The sequence below is a fragment of the Streptomyces sp. NPDC002125 genome, from assembly GCF_053593715.1.
The window spans coordinates 47,066-67,232 of record NZ_JBSFDD010000028.1 but is presented as its reverse complement, the minus strand read 5'-3'; the positions used below and the strand labels follow the sequence as shown (position 1 = coordinate 67,232).

Genomic DNA, 20,167 nt, shown 5'->3' with positions numbered 1-20,167 from the left:
TGTCGGCGCACGAAGGGATCTGTCTCGCCCATGTACACAGCATCGTCCTCCGTGTCCGCCCCGCCCCGGCCGCTCCGTCCCATGGGGACGGGCAGCGGGCCGTATCTCGACCCCCGCGCCGCACCGGCGTCCGGCACGGGTCGGACCCGGCGGGCGGCGGGGCCGGGCACCCAACCGCTCAGCGGACGGCTCGACCTGTCCGGCGCCCAGGGCGCACAGCTGAGGATGGCCATCGCCTCCGTGCACCGCATCTGCCCGGAGTTCAATCCGGTGCAGGTGCTGCGCCGCAGCGGCCGCTCGGTCCTCATCGTGGGCACCACCGGACGCGCGACCGCGGTGGCCAAGTGTTTACTCGATCACTCCCCCGCGTGGACCGAGCGCTTCCGGCACGAAATAGCTGCATATCGTGCCTTCGTCAGGCACCGTCCGCCGGTCCGGGTCCCTCGGCTCATCGCAGCCGACCCGGAGAACTGCACCCTGGTCATCGAGCGGATGCCCGGCCGGGTCGCGGCTCTGACGAGGCATCCTGCGGAGGCCCCGCCCCGCGCGGACCTGCGCGCCGTTCTCGGTGCGGTCAGCCGGGTCAACGCCTGGCGTCCTCCGGCCGGACTCTTCGACGCTCCACTCGACTACGCCTCGCGCATCGCCCGCTATCACGAGTTGGGGCTCTTCACCGACCGTGATCTCGGCGATCTGCAGAAGCTGCTGCACGGTCTGGCCCACGCGGGCGGCCGGCAGGGCATGGGCCAGTTCTGCCATGGCGACGCCCTGCTCTCCAACATCCTGCTGCCGCCCACCGGCCCTGTGCTGGTCGACTGGGAGCACGCCGGCTGGTATCTGCCGGGGTACGACCTGGCGACGCTGTGGGCCGTGCTCGGCGACGCCCCGGCCTCGCGCCGCCAGATCAGCCAGCTGGCGCAGGCCTCCGGCGCTGCGGCGCGTGACGCCTTCCTGGTCAACCTGATGATCGTGCTGACCCGGGAGATCCGTACGTACGAGACGGCCGTGCAGAGGGCCATGCGCGAAGGTGCGCCGTCCGGAGGCGGCCAGGCGCGGCAGGGTGTGCTGTCCTCCGGCGAGGAACAGCGGCTGCTGCTCCGCAGACTGCACGACGACTGCGCGATGGCGCGGCGGGCCGTGCGCGCCGCGGTGGGCACCCGCTGAGCACGCGGGGACGACAGGCCTGACCGACGGGGGACGAGAAAGGCGCGCTGCGGGACCGGTGCCGACACACGGGTCCCGCAGCGCGTTGTCGGTGCTGCTCAGCCGCGGCTCATGAGCCGGCCCGCACCACATCGACGTCGGACGCCTTCACGAAGCCGATCCGGTGGCCGATCTGGACCGTGACGTACTTCTGCGTTCCCTGGAAGTACGTGTGGTCGTACGGCTTGGACGCGTCGATCGTCGGTGCGTAGTAGTAGCCGGTGGGTGCCTCGCCGCCCCCGGGGAAGGCCTGCCCCTCCTTGATGGTGTAGACGAGCGGGCTGCCCACGGTCGGCTTGACGAAGTCCGCGGGATATTCCGCCTTCTCCGGGTACGCCACGCCGTACACGGGCACCTCCGTCCTCCCCGCCTTGGGCCGGACGACACGGCCGGATGTGGGGGTGACGACCCGGGAGCCTGCCGGGGTGCGGAACCACGCCTTCTCCCCGTACCACCAGATCGCCGTCCAGCCCTTCTCCTTGCCCGCGACGACGGCCTGCTGGGTGGCGCTGATCTTGCTGCCCCAGTCCGCGGCGCAGTTCGTGCCCGGAGAGCCGTCCGGGTGCAGACCCGGGTCGGAGAAGAGCGGCGCGTCGTCGGACGGCCCGGTGTGCAGGGGGACGGCGCTGCTGCCCTGCCGGGGGAGGTCGACGCTCTTCTCGCAGTCCCGGAACTCCTGCTGGTTCTTCCGGAAGTCGGCGCTGACGGTGACCAGTTCGCTGCTCGCGGGGGCGCTGGGCACGGTGGGCTTCCCGAGCATGGCCATGAAGCGGTTCCAGTCCCAGTAGGGGCCCGGGTCCCAGTGCATGTTCTTCGTGCCCGCGGCGCTGGTGGGCGGCACGCCGTCGTGGCCGAGGATGTGCTGCCGGTCGAGCGGGATGTCGTACTTCGCCGCCAGATGACGCACCAGTCGTGCGGTCGAGCGGTACATCTCGGGCGTGTACCACGTGGCGCCCTCGGCCGCCACGCCCTCCTGCTCGATGCCGATGGAGTGGGTGTTGAGGTACCAGTTGCCTGCCTGCCAGGCGACGTCCTTGTTCTTGACCATCTGCGTGACATGGCCGTCCGAGGAGCGCACCACGTAGTGGGCGGAGGTCTGGTTGGCCGGGTTCTGGAAGATCTTCAGAGTGGTGTCGAAGTCGACCTCGGTGTCGTGCAGGACGATGAACTTGACGGCGTTGCTGTCGGGCCGCTCCGCCGTGTCGTAGTTGCCGTACGTCTCCTTGTCGGCGGGGTCGCCGGTCTGCTGGTAGGCGGCCGGCACCCAGTCGCAGTCCAGGGTGCGCGGACAGTCGGGCCGTACGGTGTCCGCGCCGGCCGCCGCCGGGGAGAGGAGCGCCACACTCAGCGCCCCCGCCGTGGTCAGAGCGAGCGCGAGTCTGATCCTCTGCTTCGACGTCATGACAACCCTTCCGGGGCCGGGGGTGGCGGAGCTGTCCTGCGGTGCTCGCCGCGTTCGTATGTCGGCGCACACTCTGTGGCGGGAGGTGTCGGTGCGTCAAGAGTGCAGTGTGCAACTAGACCTGAGCTTGTGTGACTATTCCGCGCGGTGCGTGCCCCGGATGGCCGAAGGGTAGTGCTGGCGCCGAAAGGACCGGTCCATGTGGACCGGTCCGGGTTACCGGAAAGGCCTGACGCACATGGCACAGCCCTTCTCACTGCCGGACTTCTACGTGCCGTACCCGGCGCGTCTCAATCCCCATCTGGAGGCCGCCCGGAGCCACACCCGGGAGTGGGCGCGCGGCATGGGGATGCTGGAGGGGTCCGGAATCTGGGACGAGAAGGACCTCGAATCCCATGACTACGCGCTGCTCTGCGCGTACACCCACCCCGACTGCTCGGCGGAGGCCCTCTCCCTGGTCACCGACTGGTATGTGTGGGTCTTCTTCTTCGACGACCATTTCCTCGAGCTGTTCAAGCGCACTCCGGACCGTGAGGGCGGCAAGCGGTATCTGGACCGGCTGCCCGCTTTCATGCCGATGGAGCGGGGCGCGGCGACACCCGAGCCGACGAATCCGGTGGAGGCGGGCCTGGCCGATCTGTGGGCCAGGACGGTGCCGGCCATGTCGGACGCCTGGCGGGCGCGCTTCGCGGTAGCCACGGAGAATCTGCTCAACGAGTCCCTCTGGGAGCTCGCCAACATCAACGAGGGGCGCATCGCCAACCCCGTCGAGTACATCGAGATGCGCCGCAAGGTGGGCGGGGCACCGTGGTCGGCCGGGCTGGTGGAGTACGCGGCGAACGCGGAGGTGCCGGCCCCGGTGGCGGGCTCGCGTGCGCTGCGGGTGCTGCGGGACGCGTTCTCCGACGGTGTTCATCTGCGCAACGACCTGTTCTCGTACCAGCGCGAGGTCGAGGACGAGGGGGAGAACAGCAACGGTGTGCTGGTGCTGGAGAGGTTCCTGGGCTGCTCCACGCAGGAGGCGGCCGAGGCGGTCAACGATCTGCTGACCTCGCGCCTGCATCAGTTCGAGAACACCGCCCTGACGGAGCTCGGTCCGCTCTGCGCGGAAGCGGGGCTCGCCCCGGACGGGACTGCAGCCGTCCTGGCGTACGTCAAAGGGCTCCAGGACTGGCAGTCCGGCGGGCACGAGTGGCACATGCGTTCCAGTCGTTACATGAACGGCGGCGGTGCGGGAGAGAGCGTGCCCGGCTTCGGCATGGCCGCTGCGTCGCTGCGTTTCACGCCCCGTTCGGAGTCCTTCCGGCTGCGCAGCCACGCCCATGTGCCGTTCCACCACGTCGGTCCGTCGCTGCTGCCCGACTTCGAGATGCCGTTCACCACGACGCTGAGCCCGCATCTGGACGGGGCGCGGGTGCGGATCGTGGAGTGGTCACGCCGGATGGGCCTGCTGGAGGCGCAGCCGGGTGTGCCGGGTTCGCACATCTGGGACGAGGAGCGGCTCGTCGCGACCGATCTGCCCCTGTGCGCCGCCGGGTTGCATCCCGACGCCACTCCGGACGAGCTCGATCTGTCGTCGGGCTGGCTGACCTGGGGGACGTACGGCGACGACTGGTTCCCGGTGGTGCACGGCCGGACGCGTGATCTGGCCGGGGCACGGCTGGCCAATGAGCGGTTGTCCCTGTTCATGCCGCTGGACGGCTCGCCGGTGCCGGAACCGGTCAACGCGCTGGAGCGCGGGCTCGCCGATCTCTGGGAGCGCACGTCCGGCCCGATGGACGAGGCCGCACGGCGCACGTTCCGTGAGGCGGTGGAGTCGATGACGGCGAGCTGGCTGTGGGAGCTGGCGAATCAGGCGCAGAACCGGATTCCGGACCCGGTCGACTACATGGAGATGCGCCGGGCGACGTTCGGCTCGGATCTGACGATGAGCCTGTGCCGGCTGGGTCACGGCAGGAAGGTGCCCGAGGCGGTCTACCGCAGCGGCCCGATGCGTTCCCTGGAGAACGCGGCCGCCGACTACGCGTGCCTGATGAACGACTTGTTCTCGTACCAGAAGGAGATCGAGTACGAGGGCGAGGTGCACAACGGCGTCCTGGTCGTGCAGAACTTCTTCGGGACGGACTACCCGACGGGGGTCGCGATCGTGCACGACCTGATGAAGTCGCGGATGCGTCAGTTCCAGCATGTCGCGGAGCGGGAACTGCCGGTGCTGTACGACGACTTCGCGCTGGACGCGGAGGCGCGGGAGATCCTGGCGGGCTATGTGGTGGAGCTCCAGCACTGGATGGCGGGAATCCTGATCTGGCACCGGGACTGCCGGCGCTACCGCGAGCAGGATCTGCGGCGGGGCACAGGAACCCCGTGGCACATCAGTGGTCCCACGGGGTTCGGGACGTCGGCGGCGCGGGTGACGCGCCTGCTGACGGCGCAGGGACGTTTCAGCCCTGTTGGAACAGCTCTGCCGGAAGCGGCTTCAGCAGGGCGTACAGATCGTCGGTGATCGGCCGGTCCCAGCTGGCGATGGTGACGAGCACGCCGTCGCTCCGGTCGAACTGGACACAGGAGATGCGGCTCTCGGAGAGCTTGATGCGGCGCACGATCAGCAGGCTGTCTCCCTGCATGACGGGCACGTCCTCGGTGCCGGTCACCTCGACCGGCTCGTCGTTCTCGAGCGCGAGGAGGAGCTGGGCGACCTCGAAGGGGACCTGGCCCTCCTCGGTCTCGCGGGCGGGTGATCCCTCGGGCAGATTGCCGATGATCATCGCGGGGCCGCGGCCGCCGAACAGGTCGTAGCGCAGGAAGACGCCCTGGCAGCTCCCGTCGGGGGCGGGAAGGAGACCGGCGCCGAGGTTGCCGGGCCAGTCCCCCGGATCCATGGCCAGGACATCGAAGTCCGGGCCCGCGGGTGTGGCGGCGCTACGGCGGCGGAGGAAGGACATGGGGCCATGTTACGTGTCCCGGCTCACCTTGCGGAGCCGGGCACTCCTAAGCCCCTTCGCCCGGATCACGTGTCATCCGGGCGGAAGCCATGGCCGGACTCCGCCGCCAGTGCTTCCAGTACCCGGACCGCTTCGGCCGCACGCGCGTGCGGAACGAACAGGTGGTCGTGGTGGAATCCGGCGACCACGTTGCAGCTGATCCCTGCATCCGTGAGGGCCAGTGAGACCGCGGCGGTCAGACCGACGGCGTCGAGCGCGGAGTGCACACGGAGAGTGATCCAGCCCGCGACGAAATGGAACTCCAGTCCCGACGCGACCGCCTGCCCCTCGGGCACGACAAGCGTCAGACCCTCGCGCTCGGCAACGGTGACGACGGGGGTGACACCGGCCGGCGCCTCACCGCCGGGCACGGCCGTGAAGACGTAGCGGCCGGGATTCAGTTCCGGCCTCATGCCGTGCAGCAGCGTGCGCAGATCGCGTTTACCCGTCATGGGGGCCAGGCTACGGCCGCGCGCGGGCACCCGCGCGCCTGCGCGGGATGCGGCCCTGTCCGGACAGGTAAGCCATTCGGGCACGCCATGTATCCATACGCTCACCTTGCGTGGCACCGGTGCTTGATCGCCCATAACTTCGGCTCATGAGAAGAAAACACATGAAATGCCTGGCGGGTATCACCGTCAGCACTGCCACGGCCCTGGGTCTCGCGGCCGTCCCCTCGGCCGCCACCGGACACGGTGATCATGTGGTGCGCCCGGGCGAGTCCATCCAGAGCGCGGTGGACGCCGCGCACCCCGGGGACACCATCGTCATCCTGCCGGGCACGTACCACGAGAGCGTCCTGGTCACCAAGCCGGGCCTGACCCTCCAGGGCATGGGCCGGCGGACGGTCATCACGCCCGCGGCGGCGGACGGCAAGAAGGCGGCCAACGCCTGCGCCGCCGGAGGGAACGGCATCTGCGTCATCGGCGCCAAGGGCCGCACCGTCGACGGTGTCACCATCCGTGCGCTGACCGTCTCGGGTTTCAGCAAGAGCGGTGTCTGGGCCTCCTGGACCGACGAGCTGGCCGTCCGCAAGGTGACCGCCCGTTCCAACGGCACCTGGGGCATCGCGCAGGAGCGGTCGACCCGCGCCGACTTCCGGCGCAACACCGCGACCGGCAACGGCGACGCGGGGATCTTCATCGCCAACTCGGTCAGCGAGGAGGGCGGGGCGACCGACACCGGGGGGACGGTGGTCCTCGACAACTCGGTGAGCGGGAACCGTATCGGTGTCACCGCCCGCCGGGTCAGGAACCTCGTCATCGACGGCAACACCCTGACCGGCAACTGCAGCGGTGTCTTCGTCGTGGGTGACGAGTCCAAGCCCGCGGCCGGCGCGATGACGGTCAGCGGCAACCGGATCGTGAAGAACAACAAGTTCTGTCCGGCGACCCCGCGTCTGTCGGCGATCCAGGGATCCGGGATCGTCCTCACCGGCAGTGAGCGCACCGTCGTACGGTCCAACGTCATCCGGGACAACGTCGGCTCGACGCCGCTCTCCGGCGGGATTCTCCTGTTCAAGAGCTTCGTGGGCGCGCTGAACACCGACAACACGATCAGCGAGAACCTCGTGCGGGGCAACCAGCCCGCCGACCTCGCCAACCGCGACACCTCCGGCAAGGGCAACACCTTCGTCAGCAACACGTGCGGGACGTCCGTACCGGCTGGGATGTGTGCCGGATGACGGCTGACCACCGCACCAGCAGAAACGAGACGGCATGACCACCGTGAGTCCCACCCCCGACACCACTCCCCTGAAGTCCACCATCACCACCGCGAAGCCCGCCGAGGCCCCGTCCCCGCCGCCGTCCATGCGCCTGCGGGAGCTGGCGTTCGGAGCGGCCGTGGCCGCCGCCGTACGCGCCGCGGCCAGGCTGCGTGTCGCCGACGCGCTGGACGAGACGCCCGCGTCCGCCGCCGAGCTCGCCCTCGTCGTGGACACCGAGCCGGCACCGCTGCGGCGGCTGCTGCGCGCGCTGTGCTGCTACGGGATCTTCAGCGAGACTCCGGAGGGGAAGTTCGTCCACACGGAGATGTCCCGGCTGCTGCGCGAGGACGACCCGAACAGCCTGCGCTACATCTCGCTGTGGTGCACCGAGCCCTGGACCTGGGACGTCTGGCCGCGCCTGGAGGACGCCGTGCGCTCCGGCACGACCGTCTTCCCGGAGACGTTCGGCAAGGGCTTCTTCGAATACCTCCACCAGGACGCGGGCGAGTCCGCCCAGGTGTTCAACCGGGCCATGACCACGTCGAGCGTGCAGTCCGCCCGGGACGTCGCCGAGCTCCTCGACCTCACCGGGGTGTCCTCGGTCGCCGACATCGGCGGCGGTCAGGGGCATGTGCTCGCCAGCCTGCTGGAGAAGCACCCGTCGGTGCAGGGTACGCTCCTGGACCTGCCGGGTGTCGTGGCGAGGGCTGACGCCCGGCTGCGGGACGGCGGCGCGCTCGCGGACCGCGTGCGGATCGTGCCCGGTGACTGCCGTGAGGAGATCCCGGTCGGCGTGGATCTCTATGTCATCAAGAACATCCTCGAATGGGACGACGAGAGCACGCGCAGGACCCTGCGCAACGTGGTCGAGGCGGCCCGTCCCGGTGCCCGTGTGGTGATCATCGAGAACCTCGTCGACGACACCCCGTCGATGCGGTTCACCACCGCCATGGACCTGCTGCTCCTGCTCAATGTGGGCGGTGCGAAGCACACCCGCGAGAGCCTGGTCTCGCGTCTGTCCGAGGCGGGCCTGCGGGTGGGCGAGATCAGCCCGGTCAACGCGTACCTGCACGCTTTCGAGTGCCGCGTCCCATAACCCGCGCCCCCGGACACGAATCGCCCCGGGCCCGGCACGTGAGTGCCGGACCCGGGGCGGTCGTCCGTCCGTCAGGAGGCGCCGTCGCGCTGCCACCGGTAGAACGGCTGGGCCATGGCGTCCTTCGGACCGCGCCAGGTCTGCGGGTCGTAGGGACTCACGAAGGCGGTGAGCCGGTCGCTGATGGCCTTGAACTCGGGGTGCTCCGTCACCTTGGCGATCTCCGGGCCCGGGGGCCGGTCGGACTCGATCAGGTGCAGGTACACATCGCCGAACTGGAACAGCGTGCGCCTGTTGACGCCGACGAGGTGGGGCAGGTCGGTGTTGTCGGAGGCCTCGAACAGCTTCGCGATGTCCGGTGCGGACTCGGGTGCCATCCGGGCGACGATCAGTGCGTGGTGCATCCGGCTGCCTTTCGGGGCATCAGTTGGCGGGGACCGCGGCGGAGCGGCGCTCACGGTCGCGCTGCTCGATCTTGTCGCGGATGAGTTCGAGCTGGACGCGGGAGTTCCGGTTGATGTTGTCGGTCATCCACGCGTCGTCGACCGGCGCGTCGGGCCGCATCGCGAAGTCCTGCCGCCAGTGCATCCGCGTACCGCCGGGGACCTCCGAGTACTCCCACCGGATGTCCATGTGCTGGAAGGGCCCGGGCTCCACACGCCGGGCGCGTACGTTGCGTCCCTGGCGGTCGGTGGTGCGCTCGGAGACCCAGCTCCAGACCTTGCCGTTGTCGTCGGGGTGCATGGTGAGCCGGAAGGTCGTCTTCTGGCCCTCCCGCTTCAGCACCTCGACGGCCGCGTACTCGCTGAACAGCTGCGGCCAGTTCTCGAGATCGTTCGTCATGTCCCAGACGAGGTCCAGGGGGGCGGCGATGGTGATCTCGTTCTCGGTGTGTCCGGACACGTCAGGCTCCTGTCACGAGGGTGTTGTTCACGAGGTCGAGGAACTCCCGGGGCGTCTTGCACCGGTCGGCGTCGACGGGCAGCGGGTGGCCGTACCGGTTCTCCAGTGCGGCGACGATGCCGAGCAGGCCGAGGGAGTCCAGGCCGTAGTCACCGAAGGCCGCGCCGGGGCTGCCCTCCATGAGCTGCGGGTCGACCGAGACGCCCGCGCCGCTCTTCATCAGCGCGGCCAGCTCCTCGTACGTCAGTTGTGCGGTCATGGTGGTACTCCTTCTCAGAGCGGGGTGTCGGTGGGGCGCCGCAGCACCAGGGCGGAGTTCGAACCCATCAGTCCGCGGCTCAGCACCAGCGCCGTCCGCAGTTCCGCGGGGCGCGCACGGCCGGTGACCACGTCCAGGTCGTGGCAGACCTCGAACACGTTGGGCGTCGGCGGGATCAGACCGTGTTCCATGGCGAGCGCGGCGGCGGCCGTGTCGAGCACGGGCGCGCCGCAGTAGGCGCGGCCCGTCCCCGTCTTGGGGGCGGTCACCGGGACGCGTCGTCCGTGCGCGCCGAGGGCGTCGGCGATCGCGAGGGCCTCGGCGCGGTCCGCCGCGGGCACGCCGAGCGCGTCCGCGAAGACGACGTCGATCTCCTCCGGGGCGCAGCCGGCCTCGCGCAGTGCCCCCTCGATCGCGTGGGCCAGCCCCTCACGGGACTGCTCCCAGCGGGAGGCGCCGGTGAAGGTGGCGGCGTGTCCGGCCAGTTCCGCCCGGATCCTGGCGCCGCGGTCGCGGGCCTTCGCCTCCTCCTCGACCACCAGCATGGCGCCGCCCTCGGCCGGCACGAATCCGCAGGCGTCGGCGGTGAAGGGCCGGTAGGCGCGCGAGGGTTCCTCGCAGCGGCTGAGGTCCTCGTAGCCGAGCTGGCAGACGACCGAGTACGGCGCGAGGGGTGCTTCCGCGGCGCCGACGACCACGGCGTCGGTGCCGCGTCCGATCGAACGCGCGGCGTGCATGACCGCGTCGAGGCCGCCGGCCTCGTCGCTGGCCACGACGGCGCAGGGTCCCTTGAAGCCGCCCCGGATCGAGATCTGGCCGGTGCTGGCCGCGTAGAACCAGGCGATGGACTGGTAGGGGCCGACGAACTTGGAGCCCTGGCCCCAGAGCCGTTGCAGCTCCCGCTGGCCGAATTCACCGCCGCCGGAGCCGGCGGCGGTGACCACCCCGACCTTGAACGGCTCGTCCTCGTAGTCGGCGCGGCCGAGCCGCGCGTCCTCGAGGGCGCGATCGGCGGCCGCCATCGCGTAGTGGGTGAAACGGTCGGTCTGGACGAGGTAGCGCTCCTCCACGGCCGCGACCGGGTCGAAGTCCCTGACCTCGCCCGCGACCCGCAGCGGGAGGTTCTCGCAGCCCTCGCGCGAGACCGTGTCCAGGACGCTGACGCCTTCCTGCGTCTGCTTCCAGAAGGCACCGGTGCTGCTCCCGTTGGGAGCGATGACACCGATTCCCGTGATGACGGACCGTCGGTGTGCCGAGCTGGTCATGGGGTCCTCCCGCCTGATCGGGTCAGGGCGACGGCGGACTGGAAGCCGCCGAACCCGCTGCCGACCGAGAGCACGCTGCGCAGCTTGAGCGGCCGTGCGGTGCGCGGTACGTAGTCGAGGTCGCACTCGGGGTCCGCGGTCTCGTAGTTGGCCGTCGGGGGCACCGTCTGGTGTTCGAGGGCCAGGACGCACGCGGCGATCTCGATCGCTCCGATGGCGCCCAGCGAGTGTCCGACCATCGACTTGATCGAGCTCATCGGCACCTTGTACGCGTGTGCGCCGAGGGCCCGCTTCACGGCCGCTGTCTCGTGCCGGTCGTTCTGCTTGGTGCCCGAGCCGTGCGCGTTGACGTAGTCGACCTGCGATCCGTCGAGCCGGGCGTGTCCGAGGGCGGTGTTGATGGCCTCGGCCATCTCCAGTCCCTCACTGGTCAGCCCGGTCATGTGGTAGGCGTTGCCGAAGGTGGCGTAGCCGGATATCTCGCAGTAGACGGTCGCTCCGCGAGCCCGTGCGTGCTCCAGCTCCTCGAGTACGAGGACGGCTCCGCCCTCGCCCATGACGAAGCCGTCGCGGCGGGCGTCGAACGGCCGGGAGGCGTGCTCCGGGTCGTCGTTGTTCGCCGAGGTCGCCTTGATGGCGTCGAAGCAGGCGACGGTGATCGGGGTGATCGGGGTGTCGGAGGCCCCGGCGACGCAGATGTCGACCCGGCCCTCCTCGACGGACTGGAAGGCGTATCCGATGGCGTCCAGTCCCGAGGTGCAGCCCGTCGAGACGGTCTGTACGGGACCGTGCGCGCCGACCTCCTCCGCCACGGCGGAGGCGAGGGTACTGGGCGAGAACGCCCGTTCGAGGTGGGCGCCCGCCTGCCGGTGGTCGACGTCCCAGCGGGCACCGCTGCCGCTGACGGCGACGTAGTCGTGTTCGAGGCGGGTGGTGCCTCCGACCGCGGTGCCGAGGGAGACCCCCACGCGCCAGGGGTCCTCCTTCTCCATGTCGAGCCCGGCGTCGCCGAGTGCCTCGCGCGCGGCCACCAGGGCGAACTGGACGTACCGGTCCGAACGTGCGATCAGCTCGTCGTCCAGGCCGTACGCGACGGGGTCGAAGTCGCACTCCGCGGCGATGCGCGAGCGGAAGGCCGCGGGGTCGAAGAGGGTGATGCCCCGGGTGGCGGTGCGGCCGTTGGAGAGCAGGTCCCAGAAGGCCGGGGCTCCGATGCCACCGGGGGCGACGACGCCGACCCCGGTGACTGCCACACGCCGTGTCATGACGCGGCCCCCGTTCGTTCTGGCGGCGCGTAGCCGTCGCTGGGGTCCGCGCTCTCCGTGACCTCGGTGTCCACGTGTCCGAGTTCGGGGCGCGGGGCGAGCGGGCCGAGGTGGAAGACCATGCGCGCCTCCACGTCGCCGACGTTGCGGAAGCGGTGACGGACGTGCGGCGGGATCAGCAGTCCCTGGTCAGGGCGCATGGAGAACGTCTCGCCGTCCAGGTCCACTTCGAGGAGCCCGTCCACGACGTACACGAACTCCTCGGAGTACGGGTGGTAGTGCTCACCGATGCGGTCACCGGGTTCGACGAGGGCCAGCCCCATGAAACCGCTGGTGGCACCCACGGCCGTGGGTGTGAGCAAGGCGCGCAGGTCGCCTCCGCGCCTGCGGTTGGGCTGAGTCTCGCTGAGGTCCACGATGCGAGGCCGGTGGGTGGTCATGGCTGGTCTCCTCCAGGCACGTTGTGCGGTGTGACGGCAGTGGGGTGTGCCCTCGCTGCCGGTGACGCGGGTCAGGCCTCGGCCGCCCGGCGGTCGGTGATCAGATTCATCTCCGCCTGCGCCAGGAAGCGTGCGGCCTCCTGGTCGGTCGTCGGCATGCCGTTGGCGCCGCCGTCCAGCAGTCGGCCGAGCATGGCCGCCTTGCGGCCGCCGCCGATCCCCAGCGCCTGGGTGGGCTGGGCGTCGAGCGGGCCGCTGACTTCGAGGAGCCGTACGACGATGTCGTCGCGCTGGAAGATGGTGCTGCTCTCGATGGGGCTGGTGGCGTCGTCCGCCGCCTCCTCGTCCTCACCGGCGAGCAGCCGGGCCAGCGCCATTCCGCAGCCTTCCTTGGCCTGGTAGAACAGCGCGTGCCGCTGGACGTCCGCCGAGCTGTGGCGGCCGGCCGTCACGTGGTGGACGGTGGGGAGGGCCGCTCGGGTGAAGAACATCCGGGCGGAGTCGGGGTCGCTGAGGTCGCGGTCCTGCTCCAGGTACTCGTTGATGGCCTCCTCGACGGCCCTGACCTCGGGCTGACGCGAGACGTGGCGCAGGGCTGCCATCAGATCGCCCTCGACCTCGACCGCTCGCACGACACGGTTTCCGTGCATGAAGAGCGAGGTGCGGCGCAGCCGGGTGTTCTCGTCGACGCGCGCCTGCGGGGAGTCGTAGTCGGCGAGGATCTTCGCGACCCGTTCCTCGGTACCCGGCTTCACCGTGAAGGTGAGAGCGTGACGCACGACGCCGTCACCGAGGCGCGGCGCGGCCTGCAGATTGCGCTTGGCCGGCTCGGGGCTGCTCTCGAACGCGGCTCCGGTCTCCCGCAGGACGCTGAAGCGCAGCGAGCGCGTGTCGCGTACGCAGCTGTGCAGCGGCTGCACCGTCGCGACGTGCTCCTCGCTGTTCACCCAGGCGAGGAACGGCGGCGCGCTCTCCCACTCACTGGTGATGAGCCACTGCGAGGGGTTCTCGATGGACTGGCACAGCTGGTCGCTGATGTGCCCGGGGATCGAGGCCACCTGGTTGCGCATGTGCTCGTACGCCTCGAGGAACTGGTTCTGGGCGCCGTCGTGCAGGTCGAGCAGCAGTATGACGCGGAGCCTCGAACCGTCGAAGGCCGACTGAGATATACGTTCCGAAAGGGTGGTCGTCATCCTTGGCTCTCCTTCGATACGGTGCGGCGGCCACGTCCGGTGGCCTCGTCATCCGTCGGTTTCGGTGGAAGCGGCGCGGATCCCTGTCCGCTGACGCGTGACGTCCTCCCCCGCATCACGGGCATCGCTCCCGCGACTGATCGTGGAACGCTGGTACGGGTGGCGCGAGATTTATGAACCGTTCAGGTGAGGGACCGTCCGAAGCCCTCGCGAAGGGCTCGTGGCAGGGCATGGACACTGCATCCCCCATGCGTCCGAGCTGGAGCAACTGATGAACGAGAACGTCGACCTCCGCGTACCGGTCCTCATCGTGGGCGGCTCCCTGGTGGGCCTGTCCGCCTCCCTCTTCCTGAGCCGGCTCGGCGTCCACCACCTGCTGGTCGAGAAACACAGCGACACCTCGACCCACCCGCGTGGGCGCGGCAACAACGTGCGCACGATGGAGCTGTTCCGCACCGCGGGCGCCGAGCAGCTGATCCGTGACGCCGCGTCCGTCCTGGCGGACAACCACGGGATCCTCCAGGCCGCTTCCCTCACGGGCGACGACCAGGAGTGGCTGTTCAAGGAGATCGACCCGGGCGGCGGGCTCGCCCGGTTCAGCCCGAGCGGGTGGTGCCTGTGCAGCCAGAACGACCTGGAGCCGGTGCTGGTGACACACGCCCGTGCGCAGGGCAGCGAGCTGCGGTTCTCCACCGAGCTGATGAGCTTCGAGCAGGACCAGGAGGGGGTCACCGCGGTCGTGAAGGACCGGGAGACCGGGAAGCACACCACGGTCCGGGCGGACTACCTGGTGGCCGCGGACGGGCCCCGGAGCCCGATCCGGGAGCAGCTCGGCATCGGCCAGACGGGCCCAGGGGACCTGTTCCACAACGTGAGCATCACCTTCCGATCACGGGAGCTCGCCTCCGTGGTGGGTGACCGGCGCTTCATCGTCTGCTATCTGACGAATCCGGAGGCGGACGGGGCGCTGCTGCCCGTGGACAACGTGGAGCGGTGGGTGTTCCACGCCCCCTGGCAGCCCGACCGGGGCGAGACGCTGGAGGACTTCACCGACGAGCGGTGCGCGGAGCACATCCGCCGGGCCGTCGGAGCGCCGGATCTCGACATCGAGATCACGGGCAAGGCCCCGTGGCACGCCGCGGAGCGCGTCGCCGAACGGTACGGCTCGGGCCGGGTGTTCCTGGCAGGCGACTCGGCCCACGAGATGTCCCCCACCGGGGCGTTCGGCTCCAACACCGGTATCCAGGACGCGCACAACCTGGCCTGGAAGCTGGCGGCCGTGATCGACGAGGCGGCCGGACCGGGGCTGCTCGAGACGTACGAGGCGGAGCGGCTGCCCGTGGCGAAGGCCACGAGCGCACGCGCGTCGGCCCGTTCCTCGGAGCACAGTCACCCGGGATACGCCGGCTCGCCCGGTCCCGGCGGCGGGCGCAAGGGCGGCATGCTCACAGTCGCGCTCGGCTACCGCTATGTGCGCGGCGCGGTCCTGGACGTCGATCCCGGTCTTCCCGTGGTGCCCGACGGGATGGGCCTGTCGGGCGAACCCGGCACCAGGGCACCGCACATGTGGCTCGGCCGTGAGGGCGGGCGGGTGTCCACCCTCGATCTGTACGAGCGGTCGTTCGTGCTGCTGAGCGACGCCCGGTACAAGGACTGGCGCATGGCGGCCGAGCAGGTGGCGAAACGTCTGTCGGTCCGTCTGGACGCCTTCGGCATCGGTCCCGACGAGGGCGCGGATCTCCGGTCCGAGGAGGGTGCCGACTGGGCCACCGCCCACGGCACGTCCGCCGAGGGCGCGGTTCTGGTGCGCCCCGACGGGTTCGTGGCCTGGCGTTCCGAGGGAGCGGCGGCGGACCCGGAGGGGACGCTGTACGAGGTCCTGGCGACGCTGCTGCACCGCGTCTGACGTGCCGGGTGGCCGGCCGCGCCGTGCGGCGCGGCCGGTCAGCCGATGCCGAAGGACCTGAGGGCCGCGAGGAAGGCCTCCGGATTCTCGCTGTGCACGAGGTGGCCGGCGTCGACCGCGGCGAACCGGCCGCCGGGGATCTCCTGGGCCATCCAAGCGAGTTGCTCCTGGTCGATGTGGCTCCGGGTGCCTCCGACGATGAGCGCAGGGGCGGTGATCTTGCCCAGGTTCTCCCGTGCGGCCGGGTCGGGGGCGTTCAGCTGGGCGTCGATGGAGGGGACCACCTGCCAGTCGAAGCCGAGCTCTCCCGACGGCCGCTCGGCCGGCGGGCGTGGCGGGTCGAGGGGAAGCAGGGCCGGGGCGTCCTCGATGACCAGTGACCCGATCAGTGCCGGGTCCCGCTCGGCGAGCAGCAGGGCGGCCGCACCTCCCATGGAGTGCCCGATCACCGTGGCGCCGGAGAGATTGCGGGCCTCCAGGAAGGCGTGGAGGTCGTCGCGGAAGAACTCGAAACTGTAGCGGCCGGGCCAGTCGCTGAGGCCGTGGCCCCGAAAGTCGAGGGCGTAGACCCGGTGGCGGGCGGCGAGCTCCTCGGCGATGCCCGTCCAGTCGAGACTGCTGCCGCACCGGCCGTGTGCGAGGACGACCGGAGGGGCGGACGGATCGCCCCAGGTGCGGTACGCGAGCCGGATTCCGCCCGCCTGCACACTGCTGACCTCGGGGTCCAGGAAGGCGGTGACGGTGCGGACGAAGGCGCCGGGGTCGTCGATCCAGGGAAAGTGGGAGGCGCCCCGCTGGACGGCGAACTCCGCGTAGGGGAACAGCGCGGCGAGCTTGGCCGCGCGGTCGGGGGTGGGGCCGCCGTCGTACTCCCCCGCGAGGACGAGCACGGGCGCGCACAGCTCACGCAGGGCTGCGAGGGCGGGGGCGGTGTCGAGGCCGTTCTCCGGGTAGTAGAGCGACGCCGCCAGGGCGTTCTTCTGCCCGGGCGAATCGGCCGCGTGCGCCTGGGCCTCCGCGTCCCAGCGCCCGTAGGTGAGCGGCCTGATCCCGGCCCAGTCCTCGGGGGTGGCGTGTCCGGCCTGGATGTGTGCGAGTGCGGCCGCGGCCTCGGGATACCAGGGCTCGTGGGCGCGCAGCGCGGCGGCGTCGCGCCGGTCCTGGTCGGTGGCGGGAAGCCCCAGGATGCCGGCCGCCGGCGTGACGAGGGTGAGGGACCGCAGGCGCTGCGGGTATCTCGCGGCGTAGAGCGCCGCGAGTTCGCCCGATGCGGAGTGCCCCAGCAGGTCCGCCTTCTCCAGGCCCAGGTGTGCGCGGAGCGCCTCGACGTCCTCCACGAGCCGGTCGATCCGGTAGCTCGCCGTGTCCTCGGGTGTCGCGGAGTCTCCGGTGCCGCGCAGGTCGAGCAGGACGAGCTGCCGTACGCGCGCGAGTCCGCCGAGGTCGCCGAAGTAGCGGGCGGCCCGCATGGGACCACCGGGCAGGCAGATCAGCGGCTCGCCCTCGCCGCGGAGGTGGTAGGCGAGCTCGGTCCCGTCGTACGTGCTGAAGATCGGCATGGCTGCCATCCAAACAGGGTCGGGCGCATGGTGCGCACGCCTACGCCCACAGCGAATCAGGTGACCGCCCACAGGAGTTTTCCACAGGCCGGGTCTCCCCCCTTGCCAGGACGGCCCGCCTCCTGAATTACTGATCACAGGGGACGACCGAATGGTCGGTCGTCAGTCGGCGAGGGGATGATCCGTATGACCGTGCTGCTTGACGCCGGCGAACGGCTCGGCCGCGACGAGCTCGAGGCGCTGCAGTTGGAGCGCCTCCGGGCCACGCTGCGGCATGCCTACGACCACGTCGACTTCTACCGGGCGGCTTTCGACAAGGCCGGTGTGGGGCCGGAGGACTGCACCTCGCTCGCCGATCTCTCCCGCTTCCCGTTCACCGTGAAGTCCGACCTGCGCGACAACTATCCGTTCGGGATGTTCGCCGTTCCGGAGGACCGGGTCCGGAGGATCCACGCTTCCAGTGGCACGACAGGCCGTCCGACGGTCGTCGGGTACACCGAGCGCGATCTGGACATCTGGGCGGACGTGGTCGCGAGATCGATCAGGGCTGCGGGCGGACGTCCGGGACACAAGGCCCATGTGGCCTACGGATACGGACTGTTCACCGGAGGTCTGGGAGCGCACTACGGCGCGGAGCGGCTCGGCTGCACCGTCATTCCCGCGTCCGGGGGCATGACCGCGCGCCAGGTGCAGCTGATCCAGGACTTCCGGCCCGAGATCATCATGATCACTCCCTCGTACATGCTGACCCTGCTGGACGAGTTCGAGCGCCAGGGCGTCGATCCCCGCACGACATCGCTGAAGGTCGGCATCTTCGGCGCGGAGCCGTGGACCGAGCAGATGCGCGCCGAGATCGAGGAGCGGTTCGCGATCGACGCGGTCGACATATACGGGCTGTCGGAGGTGATGGGGCCCGGCGTGGCCCAGGAGTGCGTCGAGACCAAGGACGGGCTGCACATCTGGGAGGACCACTTCTATCCGGAGGTGGTCGATCCGTTCACCGGGGAGGTCCTGCCGGACGGGGAGGAGGGGGAACTGGTCTTCACCTCGCTCACGAAGGAGGCCATGCCGGTGATCCGCTACCGGACCCGGGACCTGACGCGTCTGCTGCCGGGGACGGCTCGCGTCTTCCGCCGCATGGAGAAGGTCACAGGGCGCAGCGACGACATGGTGATCCTGCGCGGGGTGAATCTGTTTCCCACCCAGATCGAGGAGATCGTCCTGCGCACGCCGGGGGTCGCCCCTCACTTCCAGCTGAGGCTGACGCGGCAGGGGCGCCTGGACGCCCTGACCGTGCGGGCCGAGGCGCGGGCCGGCGCCACGTCGGACGAGCGGGCGGCAGCGGCTCGGTCGATCGCGGCCGCAGTGAAGGACGGCGTGGGTGTGAGCGTCGGGGTCGAGATCGTCGACCCCGAGACACTGGAGCGGTCGGTCGGCAAGATCAAGAGGATCGTCGATCTGCGGGAGGACATCTGAGACACGCACGAACGTCGCGGGAGGCAACAAGGGGCACAGGGATGGGCCGAAGGGTCACGGGCGACTCGAATGCACGGTGACGCGAGTCTCGCGCGCGGTGCGAGTTTCACGGGGGAGGGAGGAGCCAACATGAGCGGAGCCGAGGTCGGAGTCAGCGTGTGGCGGTCAGTGTCGCGAATACGACGACGTTGTCCTGGTATCCGGACTTCTTCCTGTAGTCGCCTCCACAGGTGATCACCCGCAGTTCGGGCCTGGCGGAGGGGCCGTAGACTTTCTGGTCAGGGAAGTTCTTCTTGCTGTAGACCTCGACGGCATAGACGGTGAAGACGGCGGTGCGCAGATCGGCCCGGTCGATCTCGACCGTGGCGCCCTTGCGCAGCAGTCCCAGTTTCTGGAAGACACCGGGCCCGAGCCGCGTGTCGACATGCCCGGCGGTGATCGCGGTGCCTTCGACACCGGGCATGGTGCCGCCCGCGTACCAGCCGGCAAGTACGGGGTTGTTGTCGGGCGGAGGCTCCAGGGCGCCCGCCTTGTCCAGGCCGAGTTCCATCAGGGGTGCGTTCACCTTGAGCGTCGGGATCCGCAGCCGGAGCGGCGCCGAGGGCGGGAGTGGCCGGGCGGCGGGACGCGCCGGGGCAGCGGCACTGCGGCTGGGGGCAGGAGTGGCAACGGCGCTCTTCGCCGGCAGCGACGACGAGCTCGGCGGGAGGGGGCGGAGGGGGGCGGGACGGACATAGGGCCGGGGAAGGAGCATGGGGGGTGCTGTGGCACGGCGCACGAAGGAGGGCGGCCCGGCGGCGGGACGCTCCGGGGCCAGGTACGCGGGTACCTGGCCGGCAGGCACCACCGGGGCAGGCGTGCGGCCCCCGGACGGCTCCGGCGAGGCGGATGCCGGGGCGCCGGGTGGAGCGGGGGCCGAGACGGACTGGGCAGCGGGCGGCTGCGGCGGCCTGTCGTCGGGCAACCCGGTGGCCACCAGCACCGTGCCCGCCACGAAGGCCCAGACAAGGTGCTTGACCGCCGGGAACGACTGGCGTGACGGGGTGCTGGTCCTGCGCCCGGTTTCCATCGCGTGTGCCTCTGGTTCGCAGCGGGTGGGAGGGGAGTGCGTGGGCCCCGCGAGCCGGATCGGCTTCGGGGCCCACGGGTGGGACGAACGGTGAGCCGGGAATGACCGGGCCGGGACAGGAGCGACTGCCCGGGCCTGCGGGTCAGCATGTTCGGTCAGCGTGCACGGCACGACGCCGAACTGGCGCCCTGACCGTACGGTCAGCCGCGGCCCGCGGCCGGGAACAGCGCCCGGGCCCCGTACCGTCAGCCGCGCATGGCCTGCAGTCGGAGTGGTGCCGCGGCCGGTGACGGGGCCGTACCGCAGCCGCACGTGGCCCGAAGCCGGAGTCAAGCCCCGACCGGGCCGTACCGTCAGCCGCGCATGGCCTGCAGTCGGAGTGGTGCCGCGGCCGGTGACGGGGCCGTACCGCAGCCGCACGTGGCCCGAAGCCGGAGTCAAG

Annotated in this window: 19 protein-coding genes; 7 read left to right on the top strand and 12 right to left on the bottom strand. The window is 70.5% G+C overall.

Annotation, left to right across the window (positions count from 1 at the left end; translation table 11 throughout):
- The first annotated feature begins 30 nt into the window (after nucleotides 1–30).
- The gene (locus ACWCQM_RS33405) at nucleotides 31–1,164 is read left to right on the top strand and encodes an aminoglycoside phosphotransferase family protein (protein ID WP_450918817.1); all 1,134 of its coding nucleotides are present in this window, start codon (nucleotides 31–33) and stop codon (nucleotides 1,162–1,164) included.
- Nucleotides 1,165–1,273: 109 nt separating this feature from the next.
- Here ACWCQM_RS33405 and ACWCQM_RS33400 read toward each other — a convergent pair whose 3' ends face one another.
- Nucleotides 1,274–2,605: an N-acetylmuramoyl-L-alanine amidase gene (locus tag ACWCQM_RS33400; protein ID WP_450918816.1), complete on the bottom strand. Its 1,332-nt coding sequence runs from the start codon at nucleotides 2,603–2,605 to the stop codon at nucleotides 1,274–1,276.
- 238 nt (nucleotides 2,606–2,843) lie between these two features.
- On the opposite strand from ACWCQM_RS33400, the gene ACWCQM_RS33395 reads away from it, so the two are divergent.
- On the top strand, nucleotides 2,844–5,108 hold the full coding sequence (locus ACWCQM_RS33395; protein ID WP_450918815.1) for a terpene synthase family protein: 2,265 nt from the start codon (nucleotides 2,844–2,846) through the stop codon (nucleotides 5,106–5,108).
- On the opposite strand, the gene ACWCQM_RS33390 is transcribed toward ACWCQM_RS33395, so the two are convergent.
- Both ACWCQM_RS33390 and ACWCQM_RS33385 read right to left on the bottom strand, forming a co-directional pair.
- Nucleotides 5,047–5,547, bottom strand: coding sequence for a hypothetical protein (locus tag ACWCQM_RS33390; protein WP_031095964.1), 501 nt, complete (start codon nucleotides 5,545–5,547; stop codon nucleotides 5,047–5,049). The two genes, ACWCQM_RS33395 and ACWCQM_RS33390, sit on opposite strands and share 62 nt — an antisense overlap.
- Nucleotides 5,548–5,612: 65 nt before the next feature.
- Nucleotides 5,613–6,038 carry an ACT domain-containing protein gene (locus ACWCQM_RS33385; RefSeq protein ID WP_450918814.1) on the bottom strand — a complete coding sequence of 142 codons (426 nt, stop codon included), beginning with the start codon at nucleotides 6,036–6,038 and terminating at the stop codon, nucleotides 5,613–5,615.
- Between the two features lie 146 nt (nucleotides 6,039–6,184).
- Between ACWCQM_RS33385 and ACWCQM_RS33380 the strand changes: the two genes are divergently transcribed.
- Together ACWCQM_RS33380 and ACWCQM_RS33375 are read left to right on the top strand one after the other, a co-directional pair.
- Complete coding sequence (locus ACWCQM_RS33380) at nucleotides 6,185–7,270, top strand: right-handed parallel beta-helix repeat-containing protein (protein WP_450918813.1); 1,086 nt, start codon at nucleotides 6,185–6,187, stop codon at nucleotides 7,268–7,270.
- Between the two features lie 34 nt (nucleotides 7,271–7,304).
- Nucleotides 7,305–8,390 carry a methyltransferase gene (locus ACWCQM_RS33375; protein ID WP_450918812.1) on the top strand — a complete coding sequence of 362 codons (1,086 nt, stop codon included), beginning with the start codon at nucleotides 7,305–7,307 and terminating at the stop codon, nucleotides 8,388–8,390.
- Nucleotides 8,391–8,461: 71 nt separating this feature from the next.
- Here the strand turns inward: ACWCQM_RS33375 and ACWCQM_RS33370 are convergent, their stop codons facing one another.
- The 7 genes from ACWCQM_RS33370 to ACWCQM_RS33340 all read right to left on the bottom strand — a co-directional run bounded on the left by ACWCQM_RS33370 (nucleotide 8,462) and on the right by ACWCQM_RS33340 (nucleotide 13,715).
- Nucleotides 8,462–8,794, bottom strand: coding sequence for a TcmI family type II polyketide cyclase (locus ACWCQM_RS33370; RefSeq protein WP_073749545.1), 333 nt, complete (start codon nucleotides 8,792–8,794; stop codon nucleotides 8,462–8,464).
- Between the two features lie 19 nt (nucleotides 8,795–8,813).
- A complete protein-coding gene (locus ACWCQM_RS33365) occupies nucleotides 8,814–9,293 on the bottom strand; it encodes an SRPBCC family protein (protein ID WP_450918811.1) in 480 nt (159 codons plus the stop codon).
- Between the two features lies 1 nt (nucleotide 9,294).
- The gene (locus tag ACWCQM_RS33360; RefSeq protein WP_450918810.1) at nucleotides 9,295–9,552 is read right to left on the bottom strand and encodes an acyl carrier protein; all 258 of its coding nucleotides are present in this window, start codon (nucleotides 9,550–9,552) and stop codon (nucleotides 9,295–9,297) included.
- 14 nt (nucleotides 9,553–9,566) lie between these two features.
- Nucleotides 9,567–10,817, bottom strand: a complete 1,251-nt coding sequence (locus ACWCQM_RS33355; protein ID WP_450918809.1) for a ketosynthase chain-length factor — start codon at nucleotides 10,815–10,817, stop codon at nucleotides 9,567–9,569.
- Nucleotides 10,814–12,082, bottom strand: coding sequence for a beta-ketoacyl-[acyl-carrier-protein] synthase family protein (locus ACWCQM_RS33350; RefSeq protein ID WP_450918808.1), 1,269 nt, complete (start codon nucleotides 12,080–12,082; stop codon nucleotides 10,814–10,816). The genes ACWCQM_RS33355 and ACWCQM_RS33350 overlap by 4 nt, the downstream gene beginning before the upstream one ends.
- Nucleotides 12,079–12,522 carry a cupin domain-containing protein gene (locus ACWCQM_RS33345; RefSeq protein WP_267077613.1) on the bottom strand — a complete coding sequence of 148 codons (444 nt, stop codon included), beginning with the start codon at nucleotides 12,520–12,522 and terminating at the stop codon, nucleotides 12,079–12,081. Before ACWCQM_RS33345 ends, ACWCQM_RS33350 begins: the two co-directional genes overlap by 4 nt.
- Before the next feature lie 71 nt (nucleotides 12,523–12,593).
- Nucleotides 12,594–13,715, bottom strand: a complete 1,122-nt coding sequence (locus tag ACWCQM_RS33340; RefSeq protein WP_450918807.1) for a TcmI family type II polyketide cyclase — start codon at nucleotides 13,713–13,715, stop codon at nucleotides 12,594–12,596.
- A 271-nt stretch (nucleotides 13,716–13,986) separates the two neighbouring features.
- On the opposite strand from ACWCQM_RS33340, the gene ACWCQM_RS33335 reads away from it, so the two are divergent.
- A complete protein-coding gene (locus ACWCQM_RS33335) occupies nucleotides 13,987–15,621 on the top strand; it encodes an FAD-dependent oxidoreductase (protein ID WP_450918806.1) in 1,635 nt (544 codons plus the stop codon).
- A gap of 38 nt (nucleotides 15,622–15,659) precedes the next feature.
- Here the strand turns inward: ACWCQM_RS33335 and ACWCQM_RS33330 are convergent, their stop codons facing one another.
- Entirely contained in the window at nucleotides 15,660–17,180 is a 1,521-nt protein-coding gene (locus ACWCQM_RS33330) for an alpha/beta fold hydrolase (RefSeq protein ID WP_450918863.1), read from the bottom strand.
- A 186-nt stretch (nucleotides 17,181–17,366) separates the two neighbouring features.
- Between ACWCQM_RS33330 and paaK the strand changes: the two genes are divergently transcribed.
- Nucleotides 17,367–18,656: a phenylacetate--CoA ligase PaaK gene (gene paaK, locus ACWCQM_RS33325; RefSeq protein WP_450918805.1), complete on the top strand. Its 1,290-nt coding sequence runs from the start codon at nucleotides 17,367–17,369 to the stop codon at nucleotides 18,654–18,656.
- Between the two features lie 151 nt (nucleotides 18,657–18,807).
- On the opposite strand, the gene ACWCQM_RS33320 is transcribed toward paaK, so the two are convergent.
- A complete protein-coding gene (locus ACWCQM_RS33320; protein ID WP_450918804.1) occupies nucleotides 18,808–19,221 on the bottom strand; it encodes a class F sortase in 414 nt (137 codons plus the stop codon).
- 199 nt (nucleotides 19,222–19,420) lie between these two features.
- Between ACWCQM_RS33320 and ACWCQM_RS33315 the strand changes: the two genes are divergently transcribed.
- Nucleotides 19,421–19,819, top strand: a complete 399-nt coding sequence (locus tag ACWCQM_RS33315; RefSeq protein WP_450918803.1) for a hypothetical protein — start codon at nucleotides 19,421–19,423, stop codon at nucleotides 19,817–19,819.
- Nucleotides 19,820–20,167: the final 348 nt, after the last annotated feature.

Excerpts from the sequence above, each read along its gene's own strand:
- ACWCQM_RS33405 (WP_450918817.1), top strand. The coding sequence starts at position 31 with ATGTACACAGCATCGTCCTCCGTGTCCGCCCCGCCCCGGCCGCTCCGT.
- ACWCQM_RS33400 (WP_450918816.1), bottom strand. The coding sequence starts at position 2,605 with ATGACGTCGAAGCAGAGGATCAGACTCGCGCTCGCTCTGACCACGGCG.
- ACWCQM_RS33395 (WP_450918815.1), top strand. The coding sequence starts at position 2,844 with ATGGCACAGCCCTTCTCACTGCCGGACTTCTACGTGCCGTACCCGGCG.
- ACWCQM_RS33390 (WP_031095964.1), bottom strand. The coding sequence starts at position 5,547 with ATGTCCTTCCTCCGCCGCCGTAGCGCCGCCACACCCGCGGGCCCGGAC.
- ACWCQM_RS33385 (WP_450918814.1), bottom strand. The coding sequence starts at position 6,038 with ATGACGGGTAAACGCGATCTGCGCACGCTGCTGCACGGCATGAGGCCG.
- ACWCQM_RS33380 (WP_450918813.1), top strand. The coding sequence starts at position 6,185 with ATGAGAAGAAAACACATGAAATGCCTGGCGGGTATCACCGTCAGCACT.
- ACWCQM_RS33375 (WP_450918812.1), top strand. The coding sequence starts at position 7,305 with ATGACCACCGTGAGTCCCACCCCCGACACCACTCCCCTGAAGTCCACC.
- ACWCQM_RS33370 (WP_073749545.1), bottom strand. The coding sequence starts at position 8,794 with ATGCACCACGCACTGATCGTCGCCCGGATGGCACCCGAGTCCGCACCG.
- ACWCQM_RS33360 (WP_450918810.1), bottom strand. The coding sequence starts at position 9,552 with ATGACCGCACAACTGACGTACGAGGAGCTGGCCGCGCTGATGAAGAGC.
- ACWCQM_RS33355 (WP_450918809.1), bottom strand. The coding sequence starts at position 10,817 with ATGACCAGCTCGGCACACCGACGGTCCGTCATCACGGGAATCGGTGTC.
- ACWCQM_RS33350 (WP_450918808.1), bottom strand. The coding sequence starts at position 12,082 with ATGACACGGCGTGTGGCAGTCACCGGGGTCGGCGTCGTCGCCCCCGGT.
- ACWCQM_RS33345 (WP_267077613.1), bottom strand. The coding sequence starts at position 12,522 with ATGACCACCCACCGGCCTCGCATCGTGGACCTCAGCGAGACTCAGCCC.
- ACWCQM_RS33340 (WP_450918807.1), bottom strand. The coding sequence starts at position 13,715 with ATGACGACCACCCTTTCGGAACGTATATCTCAGTCGGCCTTCGACGGT.
- ACWCQM_RS33335 (WP_450918806.1), top strand. The coding sequence starts at position 13,987 with ATGAACGAGAACGTCGACCTCCGCGTACCGGTCCTCATCGTGGGCGGC.
- ACWCQM_RS33330 (WP_450918863.1), bottom strand. The coding sequence starts at position 17,180 with ATGCCGATCTTCAGCACGTACGACGGGACCGAGCTCGCCTACCACCTC.
- paaK (WP_450918805.1), top strand. The coding sequence starts at position 17,367 with ATGACCGTGCTGCTTGACGCCGGCGAACGGCTCGGCCGCGACGAGCTC.